We start from the raw sequence: 12,942 nt of genomic DNA on the forward strand, positions 1-12,942 counted from the left end.
TTGTATTTCACATATAAATCATAGTGTTGGCGGCTGATAGGGGCGTGTTTCATGGGTCACCCAGAGGGTGTAGGCTTGCAGCAGGCAGATCGGGTCGATTTCGACCGCCGTGTGCGGCTGGAGTTTCGCGGCACGCAGCTCAGTTCGGACGGCGGGCTGCTGGTGATGCGCGAGCTGGATGACGCGCTTGGGCTGTCCGATCTGGCGGCAACAGCGCTGCGCGACACCCGGCGCGGGAAAAACACGATCCATCGTCTTGACGGGTTGTTCCGGCAGTCGGTGTTCGGGCGACTGGCCGGATACGAGGATGTCAACGACGCCGACCGGCTGGCCCTCGATCCGGTCATGCGCCAGGTCGTGGGTGGAAGGGCTGTCGATGCGCAGGCGGCCTCGGCCTCACAGATGGGACGGTTCGAGACTGAGACGCTGGCTCTGGCCGAAAACCGGGAAGCCCTGGCCGACCTGAACGGCCAATGGATCGACCGGTTTCATAATCGCCATGGGCTGAAGTACATCGTGCTGGACATGGACAGCTCGGTCAGCCCTACCCATGGCGATCAGGAGGGCGCGGCCTGGAACGGGCATTTCGCCTGCACCTGCTATCACCCCAACTTTCTGTTCAATCAGTTCGGCATGTTGGAGCGCTGCGCCCTGCGCCATGGCAATGTCCACAGCGCCGATGGCTGGCGGGACGTTCTCGACCCCGTCATCGCCCGGTATGCAGAGCGTGACATAATGCGGTTCTTCCGGGCGGATGCCGCCTATGCGATCCCGGCGATCTATGAGCGGCTGGAAGAAGCCCGGTACTTCTACGCCATCCGGCTGCCTGCCAACACCGTTCTGCGTGAGAAGATCGCGGATCGGCTGACCCGACCTGTCGGACGACCCTCGCAGACCAAAGTCAAGCGCTTCTACGAGGACTTCGAGTATCAGGCGGCGTCTTGGGACAAACCGCGCCGTGTGGTCGCAAAGATCGAATGGCATCCGGGCGAGCTGTTCCCGCGTGTCGGCTTCATCGTCACCAACATGCCGATGGACCCGGACTGGGTGGTTCAGTTCTACAACCAGCGCGGCACCGCCGAGCAGCACATCAAGGAGGGTAAATACGCCTTTCGCTGGACGCGCCTGTCATGCCGGAAGTTCCGCGACAACGAGGTGCGGCTGCAACTCCATGCGCTGGCCTACAACCTGGCCACATTCCTGCGCTGCATCGAACTGCCCGAGGCGATGGCCGACTGGTCGTTGACCAGCCTGCAATTGAAGCTGATCAAGATCGGCGCCCGTGTGGTGCGTCACGCCCGCGCCATCACCTTCCAACTCGCCGAGGTCGCGGTGACTGGCCCCATGGTCAGGGCTATCCTTGCCGCCATCCACCGATTGCGAGCGCCGCCGCTATGCGCGTAATCGCGAAATTGGCCAAAACTCAACGAAAGAGGCTCGACAGGTCTGCCCACAGCGCTGAAAAACGTCGCTGCCGGGAAAAGACGCTGCGGGTTCGCGGCCCGATCCGCCCAGCTCCAGGCGTTTGCGCGACCGCAGACGCCGCTCGGCGCGAAAAACGCTTGTCCAGCGGGCAAAATCAGGCGATCTTGACGTCAGACGGCAGGCCACTTGGGGAATGTCGGCTCATATCCCAATTTGGCGTCGCTCAGCGCCTCCTGCGCCATCGGCACCAGTTCGGAGCGGCCCAGCATCAGCACCGACAGCCCCTTGATGGCCTGGGCCTGGGCAAAATCAGGTGCGGCTGCCAGAACGGCGCCCAGGTGATCTGCTGTGGCCGCGGAATGGGCCAGCACCCCCATCTGCGCTGCATCCCAGCGTGCTTGGGTGGCGGCACTGCTGAGGCTGGTGTCCTGTCCAAAGATATCTTGCGTCATTGAGGGTCCAATCGCTGCCTATGTTCACAAACCACTGTTGTTGCTCAACAGACTAAACCAGAGCGCACAACCGCGCGACGTCGCTCGCGGTTTGGTGATGACGCGTGTGTGCTTCGTGCGGAAAGGCGCGAAGTCTGACACCCGAACAGGCGGATTTTTGCGCCTTTTGGGAATTGTGGACGCAATAACAAGCAAGCACCCGCCTTGGGGACGGGTGCTTGCGCGTTTTTGTAACATTAGGCAGTCAGCGGTGCGACCGGCCCGGCGGGGTCAGGTCTCGGCAAAGGGATCTTCGGCCTGCAGAATCTCCTCGGTGGCCTCGCCGCATTGGGGCGGGGCGTGGCGGTAGGTCACTGGCGTACGGGAGAAATTCAGCGGATTGCCCAAGAGCTGTACCGGACCTGCGCCAGACTGCATTTCAATGGCCATATCGCGAGCGGCGACCTGATCGGAGGCAAAGACCCGGTCCAGGGTCTGCACCGGCCCGGCGGGCACCTTGCGGGCTTCCATGCCGGCGATGACTGCATCCATGGTAAAGCGTTTCAGCGCCGGGTGCAGGATATCATTCAGCGCGTCGCGATGCTTGAGGCGGGCGGGGTTGGTGGCAAAACGCGGATCCTCTGCCAGGCCTTCAAGCCCGAGAAACTCCATAAAGCGGCGGAACTGGCTGTCATTGCCCACCGCCAGGATCACATGGGCGTCTGAGGTTTCATAGAGACCATAGGGCACGATGCTGGGATGTTCATTGCCGCGCCGCTGGGGCAGCTCGCCGGTATTGAGATAGGCAACGCCCTCGTTGATCAGCCAGGCCACCTGGGCATCCACCAGCGCCAGATCAATCTGCTGGCCTTCGCCGGTCTGGGTCTTGTGGTGCAGCGCTGCCAGAACGCCGATGGTGGCATACATGCCGCACATCACATCGGCGATGCCAACCCCGGCCTTCACCGGCTGGCCCTTGGGCTCCCCGGTGAGGGACATCAGGCCGCCATAGCCCTGGGCCATCAGATCATAGCCGGGTTTGGCGCTATTGGGGCCGGTCTGGCCATAGCCGGAAATAGAGCAATAGATCAGGCTGGGACACGCGGCGCGCAGGCTGGCGTAATCCAGCCCGTATTTGGCCAGACCGCCGGGTTTGAAATTCTCCACCAGAATATCCGCCTCTGCCGCAAGGCGACGGATCACGTCCTGACCTTCGGCACTGGCGATATCCAGGGCAATGGAGCGTTTGTTGCGGTTGGCGGCCATGAAATAGGCTGACAGATCAGAGCGTTCGCCTGCCTCATTTTCCACATAGGGAGGCCCCCATTGGCGGGTGTCATCGCCGCCTGTTTTGGGGTTTTCCACTTTGACCACGATGGCGCCGAGATCGCCCAGCATCTGGGTACAGGTGGGGCCTGCCAGAATGCGGGAAAGATCCAGTACCTTGATGCCTTTCAGGGCGCCATGGGTGAGGCTGCTCTGGGGCGAGCTTGGCTGTGGGTTAGATGCGTCCATCATATCCTCCGGGTTCGATTTCGGCAGAAATGACAGTGAAGCGGTCCGAGGCCAAGGCCTGTTGCAAGGCCTGGTCCAATTCAGCGCGATTACGCACCGTTACACCGTTGCCGCCAAAGGCGCGGCCGATGGCGGCAAAGTCGTGGCGCCCCAGATCAACCCCGGCATTGGACATCTGGCGGCCCCGCTGTTTCAGCTCGATCAGGGCCAGGCTGGCATCGGCAAAGACCACAAAGATCGGTGCCACGCCCAGCTCGGCGGCGGTGGCCAGATCCCCGGCAACCATCAAAAACCCGGCATCGCCGGAGAAGCTGACAACCGGACGATCGGGCTCTGCCAGCTTGCGGCCAATGGCCATGGGCACGGCGCAGCCCATGGTGCACAGGCCGGAGGATTGGATCAGGGCGCGCGGTTCAGCGCAGGGCCACATCTGGCTGAGCAAAATGCGATGAGCGCCGCTGTCCGCTGTCGCCAGGGTGGTTTCGGGCAGGGAGGCGCGGCATTGGGCAATCACCCCGGCCGGGCCCCAGTCATCGGTGGTGGGAAAGGCCGCTGCAAGATCCTGGCGAACCTGTGCCGGGGTGGCGCAGGGCCATTTGGGGCGATCTGTTGCGGTCCCGGAGCGGGTCAGATCCGCAAGGGTGGGTTTCAAGGCAGCGACCAGCGCCAGACTGGCCTGATGCATGTAGTGGCTGTTGGGCTCAGGGGTGATGTCGATCATCCGCTGCACCGCAGGATCCCAGATATTGCGCCAGCCGGGGCGCATCTCGATCGGGTCATAGCCCAGGGCCAGGATCAGATCGGATTTTTGCACCAGGGGCAGCAGATGTTTGTCCGCCAGCGGCGACAGCCCGGCGGCGCCCAGGCACAGCGGGTGGGTTTCCGGCAGAATGCCCTTGGCCTTGTAGGTGGTGACAAAGGGGATCTGGTGGTGTTCGAGGAAGGTTTTGATCTCGGGGGCGGCCTGTTCCTGAAGGGCGTCGAGACCGATGATGGCGATGGGACGCTGGGCGGCGTCGAGCCAGGACAGCGCCTGCGCCAGCGTGGCGTCTTCTGGCCGGGTCAGCGCCGCAGGCGCGCGGCGAGAGCCGCGATCTCTGGCTGGGGCATCTGCAACCGAGATCGGCACGTCAATATGCACCGGACCATTGCGTGGCTGGGTGGCAATGGCGACGGCCTTGTCGGCGATCAGGTCCGCAGCCTCGGCATCCAGGCGGAACGTGGCCTTGGTTATGGGAGAAAACACCGCCCGGTGATCCAGCACCTGATGGGTATAGCTGTGTTCCTCGGCAGCATCGACGCAGCCGGTGAGCACCAGCATCGGCACCCGGTCCTGATGGGCATTGGCCACCACATTGATGCCGTTGAGCGCCCCAGGCCCCAGGGTGGCAACCAGAATAACCGGGGCGCCATCGCTGTGGTGCAGGCCTTCGCCCATAAAGCCGGCGGCGTTTTCATGTTTGGCCAGGTGAAACGCAATGCCGGCCTTGATCAGCGCATCCACCAGGGTCAGCACCTCGCCGCCGGGCATGCCAAAGGCGTGACGGCAGCCGGCCTCGTAGAGGCGGCGGGCCAGAACGTCGGCGGCGCAAAGGGTCTGTGTCATGTTTTTGATTTCCCACTTGTTCCAGAAGCTAGAATTCGCGGGTTGCGGCAGGCGGCGCAAGCCGTATCACGTCTCTGTGACTTGCTGTGTGTTACATAGTGGCCTCGGCACTGACCACAGGGCGCCCTAAACCGGTCAGCTGGGGGGCATGGTGGCGGCGGGCTTTGTTGCCGCCCATGGGCCGCCCTGCCATTCCCCTAGTGCAGTGCAGCTTCAGCGATGGCCGCAAAGCGGCGGTCCAGGTCGGTGGAAATGCGCAGCAGCCGACCTCCGCCCTCATTGAGGTAGGGGGCAAAGACAAAGCTGGGACGCTTATAGGCCAGATGGGTGTGATCTGCGTCGACCTCGGTGACATAAAACCGGAGGGGGGCTTCGATCATCGCGGCAGTAGACAGGGCGAGAATGCGCACCGCGTAGTCATTGTTGAAGACGCCAACCACCCGGTTGCCGGGGATGGTAATGCCACGGGCTGCTGCTGCCTGCGTCGGGCCGGCCTGTGTGACCACCACGAGCCCCTCGGCCTTTACTGCGGCACGCAGATCCTGCAGTAGCGTTTCATAGGGTTTCTCGCTTTCAAAGATCACCCAGCCTTTGCGTTTGCCAAGTTCGCTCGCCCCGGCGGGTTGGGGCAAAGACCCGAGGCTGAGGATCACCACCATGAGCAACGCCGGGAGAGCAGCCAGTGGCAGGGCGAGGCTCAGCGCCCTTAGCATCTGGGGAAGTCTGCGACACAGGGCAGAGCGTGATAGGCACAGAGCGCGCATTGGAAAGACCCTTTGGATTAAGCTGACCGCAGATTGGCATAGATTTGCGGGCTAAGGCATCACATTGCAGTGTAGCATTTTGGGTCGTCAAGTGCGGCGGAGGGGGGCAAGGCAGGATCCTGCCATAAGCGCAGACAGGTCAGGCCCGGACGGATCCGGGCCTGGGCCAGTGTGAGGTATAGCGGTGGCTTGCGCTATGAGACCCAGCTAGACAGCGATCCGGCCACCGCCTGTTTTGGTGACCACAACAACCGAGGGGCGCGGCGGCATCTTTGGATCGAAGTCGGGCCAACGGGTGGCGGGATCTTCGAAAGTCGAGGCGCGCTCAAACCCTTGCAGCGCCTTGGTGCCATCGGTGCCGGGGTGTTGCACCGCCAAAAAGAGCGTTTCGCTGTCCTCGGTGAAGTAAGGCCCGCAGAGTTCCCCGCCAACAGGGCAGCGGAAGAACAGTTTTGAATGGCCACGCAGTTCGCCTTCGGTTTCCAGCGCATACAGCCCGTCGGATTTGCCGGTCTTGCCCCATTTGCTGCCCTGATCGGTAGAGATCCACAGGCGGCCATCGGCGTCAAAGGCACAGTTGTCGGGGGAGCCGAACCAGCCGTTTTCGCTGGTTTCCGGGTTCCACTGAGCGCCCACTTCCGCAAGCTCTGGGTCGCCACATTTCACCAGGATCGACCATGTGCCCGTGGTGGAGGCATGATCGCCTGCCGCTTCTTTGATTTCGATGATGTGACCAAAGTTGGATTTGGCGCGGGGGTTTGCGGCGTTGAGCTGCGTATCCTTGCGCTTGGAGTTGTTGGTCAGCATGATATAGGCGGTGCCGTCGCCGCGCGGCTGGGCATCTTCGGGACGGTCCATTGGCGTGGCGCCAAGCGCATCCGCGGCCAGGCGGGTATCAATCAGCACATCAGCCTGGCTGGCAAAACCGTTTTCTGCGGTCAGCGGCCCCTCGCCATGTACCAGCGGCAGCCAGTGCACGGTGCCATCGGCATCAAAGCGGGCAACATATAGAATACCGTCGCTCAGCAGGTTTCCATTGGCATCATCGGTGTGGGACACTGTCCCGTTGGAGACATATTTGTACTGATAATCAAACCGGTTATCATCACCCATATAGACAACCAATTTGCCGGTCGCTGAGATGGTTGTCTCGCAGCCCTCATGGCGGAAGCGGCCCAGTGCAGTGTGTTTTACTGGTTTTGCGTCTGGTTTGCGGGGGTCGACCTCGACCACCCAGCCAAAGCGGTTTGGCTCGTTTGGCTCTTTGTCGATGTTGAACCGGTCATAGTGCTGACCCCAGGCATACCAGCCACCGGGGACGCCATAGCGTTTCTTGCTGGCAGCATCCTGGTGCGCGGTCAGATCCGGCTTGCCGTCGCTGTCGCGGGCATCGGTCCAGAAATAGCCATGGAAGTTCTCTTCAGCCATCAGCCAGGTGCCCCAGGGGGTCATGCCGCCGGCACAGTTGTTGAGCGTGCCAATGACAGCTTTGCCAGAGGCATCAGCATTGGTTTGCATCCGGGCGTGCCCTGCGGCGGGGCCGTCGATGGTCATTGCGGTGTTCAGCGGGGTGATGCGCCGGTTAAAGGCGCCATCACGCACAACCGCCCATTTGCCGCTTGCGTCGCGCGCGATCTCAACCACGGTGCCACCATGGGCGGCCATCTCGATGTCGATCAGCGCCTTGGTCATACCGGCAAAGCCCTGTTTGTCCTGACGGCCAAGACCGGGGAACATGACTTCTTCGTTGGTGTATTCGTGGTTCACACAGAGCAGACCATGGGTGCCTTCGGCGTTCAGGGGGGTAAAGCCCACATAGTCGTTGTTATAGCCAAACTGCTGCAGCTGGGCCTCAGCTGTCTGGTTCATCACGTCAAATTCAGGCGCATCAGCGGTGATCGGGTCGCCCCAGCGCAGCAGCACGTCTGCCTCATAGCCATTGGCGATGTGATGGGTTTCATCATTGCCCCAGGTTAGCTCATCAAAGCGATAGCGGCTTTCAGGCGCCGCAGAGGCTGTAGCGCGGTTGGGGGCGATCAGCGCAGAGGTGCCAAACAGGGTGGCCGCTGCCGAGACACCAAGCATACCGCGCAGCATATCGCGGCGGCCATAGCGGGTATTGATGACATCGCCAATGGTGGCATCCAGGTTGGGGTTGGTTGGGATGTCGTCAAAGGCCTCATAGGCTTCGGCCTTGTTGCCGATCTCAGGATCGTTGATGATTTGCTTGCGGTCCATGGCGTGCTCTTTTCATAACGGTGTAGGCGGGAGATCCCCGGCAGATGCCTGGTGATTTGCAGCCGCTGTGTAACAGATAGATTATGATCAAAGCGAATTCATCAGAATGTCACAGGGCACATGTCACGGGGCACATATCACCGGGCATATATCACGGGGTATATGTCAGGCGGCAAATGTGACCAGCCAGATAGCAAACACTGCGGCACAGCGATGGCACAGGTTAGACCGGCCCTAGGTGGTGCGGCGAAAGCCTTCGATCAGCTGTCGCAGCCCCAGGGCGGCCCCGGCAAAGATCGCCACAAAGGTGACAGGGGCGGAGAGCGAGAGCAAGGAGAAGGCGCTGAGCCCTTGCCCCACGGTGCAGCCCATGGCGATTACAGCGCCAGCGCCCATGATGGCGGCACCAATGATCTGGCGCCGTAACTCACGCGGATCGTCACAGGCCTCCCAGCGGAAATGTCCTTTGATCAGCGAGCCAATAAAGGCGCCGAGCCAGACCCCGGTGATCGAACCCACCGCAAAGGACAGTGGCCGCAGGCTGCCGGTCATGGTCCAGAGGATGGTTTCCCCCAGAGGCGCTGAGAAAGAATGTGAAACCACCGGCAGCGCCTCAAACCCGCGGGCGTTGATATAGGCGGTGCCCGCCCAGCCAGAGACCACGGCCACACCGACAATGACGGACCAAAACAGGCTTTTGCGATCATGGCGGAAGTCCGCATCCCACAGGCTGAGGCCAATCAGGAGGATGCCGACAACGATCCCAATACCCGCCAGCGGCAGATGGGTCAGCGCGGCCAGGTGATGTGCCAGTCCTGGCGGCAGCTCGCTGGTGACATCCTGTTGCTGAAACAGCAGGTTGCGCAGTGGGGCGAGGGGGCCAGACAGCACCACATAGGTTGAGATGCCCATCACCAGCACAATGACAAAGCTGCGCAGATCGCCGCCGCCAAGCCGGGCAATGGCGCCGTAGCCACAGTTGCCGCTTAGGGCCATGCCATAGCCAAACATCAGGCCACCAATAATCGAGGCCATCGGCATCCAGCGCACTGAAAGGTAGAAAGAGTGCGAGGCGTCAAACAGCCCCAACCCGATGAGGGTGAAACTGCCAATGATGGCGGTGCCAATTGCCAGCCCCCACATGCGCATCCGCTGCGACGAGTCGCCATATAGCAGATCTTCGATGGCGCCCAGGGTGCAGAACCGGCCCAACCGGGCTGCCAGACCCAATAAGATCCCCCCCAACAGGCCGATACCGGTGACCAACTGGTGATCGCTGAACAGATCAAACATGGGCAACTCTCCTCCTGGGCTGGGCGGTTGGCGCTGACCTCAAGCGATGTCGCTCCCGCATGTGCGCCTGTGGTCTTTCCGGTGGCGGCTCAGGGGATGCATCTATGGGCGCAGCGAAGCGTCATTGCAGGATCCATTGCAATGGGTTTTGCGCAATGGGTTTTGCATCCTGACCCGCGCGCTGGGCGTCAATTTCAAGGGATCTGGCCCTAGTTGGCGTCGTTGCAAAACAGCTCATAGACCACTTCGAGGATCCGCCGTGGACGGTCGTCTGCCAAACGGTAATAGATGGCCTTGCCGTCCCGGCGTGGCACGACCAGCCCTTCGAGCCGCAACCGCGACAGCTGCTGCGACACGGCGGCCTGCCGTGCGGCCAGTAGATCTTCGAGCTCAGTGACCGATTTCTCACCGGTGACCAGGTGGCACAGGATCATCAATCGTCCCTCATGGCTGATCGCCTTGAGGAAATTTGACGCTGTGGTGGCGTTGTCCACCATGTTGTCCAGCTCTTCCGGGGCCATGTCGGCCGAGAATTGCGGTAGTCCCATAGTCTCGTCTCCTGTGGTGGCAGCGCGCGGGCGCCGCTCCTCCCAATGCGGTCTTAATATCGGCTAGCTCTCGGGTGGGTCGGCCTCTTCGGTGGGCAACCCCAGATGCTGGCGCATAAGTTGGGCGATCAAGGGCCAGAAAAAGTCTTCCCCTGGATAGCCTTCCAGGCGGGCCATCTCATGTCCGTCGTTTACAATCAAGAATGTTGGCGTAAAAGTCACCCGACGTGTCAACTGCAGGTCAGCGGGAATGGCCCGCAGATCCACCCGGTGCAGCGGCGCAAAAGCGCCCTCGCGGGTTTTGGGGTAAATGGGGCCGATTTCTTCGTTCCAGCGTTTGCACCATTCACAGCCTGCCTGCTCAACCATGACCAGCGCGCGACCCTTGTCAGCCCAGGGCAAATCCATGTCAGCCAGCGCAGGCAACGGGTTTACAACCGCAAGGCCAATAGCCACTGACAGGGCGGTTGCTGCAAAGCTGCGGCGGGTTACAGAAAGGGGGCGTTGATTTTTCATGACCTCAACCGTTGACGGCATCCGCGATTTGCGGCTTGATACTACATAATTTGAATATGTGAATAACACAAGTCTTGCGCCAAGACAGCTTAAGGCGCGGAAGGTCATAAAATCGTGATGCTGGAAATTTCATACCTGGGCGCTGCTTTTGCCGGATTGTTGAGCTTTTTCACCCCCTGCATTCTGCCGATGGTGCCGTTTTACCTGTCCTATCTGGGCGGGTTGTCCATGTCCGAACTGCGCAGTGACGGCGAGATCGCACCGGGAGCGCAGCGGCGTATGGTCCTGGCTTCCCTGTGCTTTGCTGCCGGGGTGACCTCGGTCTTTATGCTGATGGGCATGGGGGCGACGGCGCTGGGGCAGCTGTTTGGCCAGTACATGGAAATCCTGTCCTATGGCGCGGCTTTGATTCTGGTGGTCTTTGGCCTGCATTTTCTGGGGGTCATTCGCATCGGGTTGCTGTACCGTGAGGCACGGATGGAAAGCTCTGCCGACCCATCCAGCCTGGCCGGGGCCTACCTGATGGGGCTGGCCTTTGGCTTTGGCTGGACGCCCTGTGTGGGGCCGGCCCTGGCCTCGATCCTGATGGTGGCCTCCGGGCTGGGAGAGGTCTGGCGCGGCGGCGCGTTGCTGTTTGTCTATGGCGCGGCAATGACCTTTCCTTTTGTGGTGGCCGCCCTGTTTGCCAAGCCGTTTTTGGCCTGGGTGGCGCGGCACCGGGCGGCCTTTCACTGGGTCGAAAAGATCATGGGGGCGATGCTGATCCTGTTTGCCATCCTGATCGTCACCGGCGGCGTGCGCTGGATTGCAGATCTGATGATCCGCTGGATGCCAAGCTTTGCCACAATTGGATAGTGACCAAGACAGAATGCGAGATTTTGGGAGAGAAACATGAAGAACTGGATGTTGAAACTTGCCGCCCTGGCACTGGCGTTGCCCTTGGTTGCAACGGATGTTGCCGCGGTTGAGCTGGGCGATGACGGGCTGCATAAAACGCCCTGGATGCGCGAGACCTTCAAGGATCTGCGCGAAGACCTGGAGGAGGCCAACAGCGAAGGCAAACGCCTGGTGTTGTTCTTTGAACAACGTGGTTGCATCTACTGTACCAAGATGCACACCGATGTGTTCCCACGCCCCGAGGTGAGCAGCTACATCGACGAGAATTACTTTGTGGTGCAGATGAACCTTTACGGTGATGTGGAGGTCACTGACTTTGATGGCGAGAGCCTGTCGGAAAAAGACATGGCGCGCAAATGGGGCGTCCTGTTTACGCCAACGATTCTGTTCCTGCCGGAAGAGGTGGAGGAGGGGCAGACAGCCCCCCAGGCGGCGGTGGCGACAATGCCCGGTGCCTTTGGTCCGGGAACAACACTGGACATGTTTACCTGGGTGAACGAAAAGCGGTATCTCTCTGACAATGGAGAAGATTTTCAACGCTACCACGCGCGCCGAATCTCGGAGCGCAACAATGGGTCTGCAGACTGATTGCGGGCGAACGAATATATTAATTCATACTATTGAATTTGTTGTTGCGTTTAGAGGGCAGGGTGCCCTACGGTATACAACAGCTAAGCCCGCCAGACCGCGGGTGGCAGCCAACGGGAGGAACCATGAAGAGACTATCTCTGACACTGGCCGTGAGCCTGATCGGGAGTGCAGCCTTGGCGGCAGAGGTCGCGCCAAAGGATGTGCAATTTGACGAGGATGGCGCAGTTGCGGCCTCCTTGACCGGCAAACCAGGTGATGCGGCAAACGGTGCTGTTATCGCAGGCACCAAATCGCTGGGCAACTGTGTCGCCTGTCACCAGCTGACAGCCTTGGCTGATGTGCCGTTTCACGGCGAAATCGGCCCGTCGCTGGATGGCGCCGGGGATCGCTGGACCGAAGCGGAGCTTCGCGGTTTGATGACCAATGCCAAAATGACCTTTGAGGGCACAATGATGCCGGCATTCTACAAGGTCGACGGCTTTTTGCGTCCTGGTGATGCCTATACCGGCAAGGCCCCCACCGAGGCGCTGACACCGATCCTGTCCGCCCAGGAAATCGAAGATGTGATCGCGTTCATCGCGACCCTAAAAGAAGAGTAAAGCGAGGGCGACAGCCCAGCCGCTTTGCGAAACGTCAAAGGAGACATATGATGGAGTTCTCACGCCGTGAGACCCTGGGCATGGCCCTGGGTGCTGCTGTGATGACGGTGCTGCCGCTGCGGGTCAGCGCCAGCACCGAGGATCGGATTGCCGAATTTACAGGTGGTGCCGACATGGCCGACACCGGAGTTGAACTAACGGCGCCGGAGATTGCTGAAAACGGCAATACCGTGCCAATCGAAGTGAGTGCCTCGGGCGCCACTGCGATCATGGTTCTGGCCACCGGCAACCCGACGCCGGGTGTTGCAACCTTCAATTTTGGCCCCCTGGCCGGCAGCCAGTCTGCTGCCACCCGGATCCGCCTTGCAGGGACCCAGGATGTTGTGGCCATCGCCAAGCTGGCCGACGGCAGCTTTGCCAAGGCAAGCGCATCTGTGAAAGTGACCATCGGTGGCTGCGGCGGCTAGGCATTCAGCCCCGCTCAGATCCGATTGCGGCCTGAAATACGGCCTGAATACG

The 12,942-nt window shown here is 61.0% G+C and carries 13 protein-coding genes; 5 read left to right on the plus strand and 8 right to left on the minus strand.

Annotation, left to right across the window (positions count from 1 at the left end; all coding sequences use genetic code 11):
* Positions 1-51: 51 nt before the first annotated feature.
* Positions 52-1,404 (plus strand): IS1380 family transposase, encoded by a 1,353-nt coding sequence (locus JZI28_RS07305; protein ID WP_347510046.1) that lies wholly within the window; start codon positions 52-54, stop codon positions 1,402-1,404.
* Between the two features lie 191 nt (positions 1,405-1,595).
* Here the strand turns inward: JZI28_RS07305 and JZI28_RS07310 are convergent, their stop codons facing one another.
* From JZI28_RS07310 to JZI28_RS07345, 8 genes are all read right to left on the minus strand, one after another.
* On the minus strand, positions 1,596-1,877 hold the full coding sequence (locus tag JZI28_RS07310) for a hypothetical protein (RefSeq protein ID WP_375699710.1): 282 nt from the start codon (positions 1,875-1,877) through the stop codon (positions 1,596-1,598).
* 270 nt (positions 1,878-2,147) lie between these two features.
* Positions 2,148-3,371 carry a CaiB/BaiF CoA transferase family protein gene (locus JZI28_RS07315; protein ID WP_375699711.1) on the minus strand — a complete coding sequence of 408 codons (1,224 nt, stop codon included), beginning with the start codon at positions 3,369-3,371 and terminating at the stop codon, positions 2,148-2,150.
* Positions 3,358-4,977 carry a thiamine pyrophosphate-binding protein gene (locus tag JZI28_RS07320; protein WP_375699712.1) on the minus strand — a complete coding sequence of 540 codons (1,620 nt, stop codon included), beginning with the start codon at positions 4,975-4,977 and terminating at the stop codon, positions 3,358-3,360. Before JZI28_RS07320 ends, JZI28_RS07315 begins: the two co-directional genes overlap by 14 nt.
* A 197-nt stretch (positions 4,978-5,174) precedes the next feature.
* Positions 5,175-5,690: a DUF302 domain-containing protein gene (locus JZI28_RS07325; RefSeq protein WP_375699713.1), complete on the minus strand. Its 516-nt coding sequence runs from the start codon at positions 5,688-5,690 to the stop codon at positions 5,175-5,177.
* 258 nt (positions 5,691-5,948) lie between these two features.
* The gene (locus JZI28_RS07330; RefSeq protein WP_295447138.1) at positions 5,949-7,979 is read right to left on the minus strand and encodes a PhoX family phosphatase; all 2,031 of its coding nucleotides are present in this window, start codon (positions 7,977-7,979) and stop codon (positions 5,949-5,951) included.
* A 234-nt stretch (positions 7,980-8,213) separates the two neighbouring features.
* The gene (locus JZI28_RS07335) at positions 8,214-9,272 is read right to left on the minus strand and encodes a YeeE/YedE family protein (RefSeq protein WP_375699714.1); all 1,059 of its coding nucleotides are present in this window, start codon (positions 9,270-9,272) and stop codon (positions 8,214-8,216) included.
* Between the two features lie 209 nt (positions 9,273-9,481).
* Positions 9,482-9,820: a helix-turn-helix transcriptional regulator gene (locus JZI28_RS07340; RefSeq protein ID WP_295447134.1), complete on the minus strand. Its 339-nt coding sequence runs from the start codon at positions 9,818-9,820 to the stop codon at positions 9,482-9,484.
* Between the two features lie 63 nt (positions 9,821-9,883).
* On the minus strand, positions 9,884-10,336 hold the full coding sequence (locus tag JZI28_RS07345) for a hypothetical protein (RefSeq protein WP_375699715.1): 453 nt from the start codon (positions 10,334-10,336) through the stop codon (positions 9,884-9,886).
* Between the two features lie 117 nt (positions 10,337-10,453).
* Between JZI28_RS07345 and JZI28_RS07350 the strand changes: the two genes are divergently transcribed.
* The 4 genes from JZI28_RS07350 (at position 10,454) to soxY (ending at position 12,890) form a co-directional block, all read left to right on the plus strand.
* Positions 10,454-11,191, plus strand: a complete 738-nt coding sequence (locus tag JZI28_RS07350; protein ID WP_348153563.1) for a cytochrome c biogenesis CcdA family protein — start codon at positions 10,454-10,456, stop codon at positions 11,189-11,191.
* A 36-nt stretch (positions 11,192-11,227) separates the two neighbouring features.
* Positions 11,228-11,821, plus strand: a complete 594-nt coding sequence (locus tag JZI28_RS07355; protein ID WP_375699716.1) for a thioredoxin family protein — start codon at positions 11,228-11,230, stop codon at positions 11,819-11,821.
* Positions 11,822-11,946: 125 nt separating this feature from the next.
* Complete coding sequence (soxX, locus tag JZI28_RS07360) at positions 11,947-12,423, plus strand: sulfur oxidation c-type cytochrome SoxX (RefSeq protein ID WP_375699717.1); 477 nt, start codon at positions 11,947-11,949, stop codon at positions 12,421-12,423.
* 50 nt (positions 12,424-12,473) lie between these two features.
* A complete protein-coding gene (soxY, locus tag JZI28_RS07365; RefSeq protein ID WP_375699718.1) occupies positions 12,474-12,890 on the plus strand; it encodes a thiosulfate oxidation carrier protein SoxY in 417 nt (138 codons plus the stop codon).
* Positions 12,891-12,942: the final 52 nt, after the last annotated feature.

Source organism: Pseudophaeobacter sp. TrK17, from assembly GCF_042192375.1.
GTDB lineage: Bacteria > Pseudomonadota > Alphaproteobacteria > Rhodobacterales > Rhodobacteraceae > Pseudophaeobacter.

What these genes read in the sequence shown, in the direction of transcription:
- JZI28_RS07340 (WP_295447134.1), bottom strand. Translation starts at nt 9,820, where the DNA reads ATGGGACTACCGCAATTCTCGGCCGACATGGCCCCGGAAGAGCTGGAC.
- JZI28_RS07315 (WP_375699711.1), bottom strand. Translation starts at nt 3,371, where the DNA reads ATGGACGCATCTAACCCACAGCCAAGCTCGCCCCAGAGCAGCCTCACC.
- JZI28_RS07310 (WP_375699710.1), bottom strand. Translation starts at nt 1,877, where the DNA reads ATGACGCAAGATATCTTTGGACAGGACACCAGCCTCAGCAGTGCCGCC.
- JZI28_RS07355 (WP_375699716.1), top strand. Translation starts at nt 11,228, where the DNA reads ATGAAGAACTGGATGTTGAAACTTGCCGCCCTGGCACTGGCGTTGCCC.
- JZI28_RS07325 (WP_375699713.1), bottom strand. Translation starts at nt 5,690, where the DNA reads ATGCTAAGGGCGCTGAGCCTCGCCCTGCCACTGGCTGCTCTCCCGGCG.
- JZI28_RS07350 (WP_348153563.1), top strand. Translation starts at nt 10,454, where the DNA reads ATGCTGGAAATTTCATACCTGGGCGCTGCTTTTGCCGGATTGTTGAGC.
- soxY (WP_375699718.1), top strand. Translation starts at nt 12,474, where the DNA reads ATGGAGTTCTCACGCCGTGAGACCCTGGGCATGGCCCTGGGTGCTGCT.
- soxX (WP_375699717.1), top strand. Translation starts at nt 11,947, where the DNA reads ATGAAGAGACTATCTCTGACACTGGCCGTGAGCCTGATCGGGAGTGCA.
- JZI28_RS07330 (WP_295447138.1), bottom strand. Translation starts at nt 7,979, where the DNA reads ATGGACCGCAAGCAAATCATCAACGATCCTGAGATCGGCAACAAGGCC.
- JZI28_RS07345 (WP_375699715.1), bottom strand. Translation starts at nt 10,336, where the DNA reads ATGAAAAATCAACGCCCCCTTTCTGTAACCCGCCGCAGCTTTGCAGCA.
- JZI28_RS07305 (WP_347510046.1), top strand. Translation starts at nt 52, where the DNA reads ATGGGTCACCCAGAGGGTGTAGGCTTGCAGCAGGCAGATCGGGTCGAT.
- JZI28_RS07320 (WP_375699712.1), bottom strand. Translation starts at nt 4,977, where the DNA reads ATGACACAGACCCTTTGCGCCGCCGACGTTCTGGCCCGCCGCCTCTAC.
- JZI28_RS07335 (WP_375699714.1), bottom strand. Translation starts at nt 9,272, where the DNA reads ATGTTTGATCTGTTCAGCGATCACCAGTTGGTCACCGGTATCGGCCTG.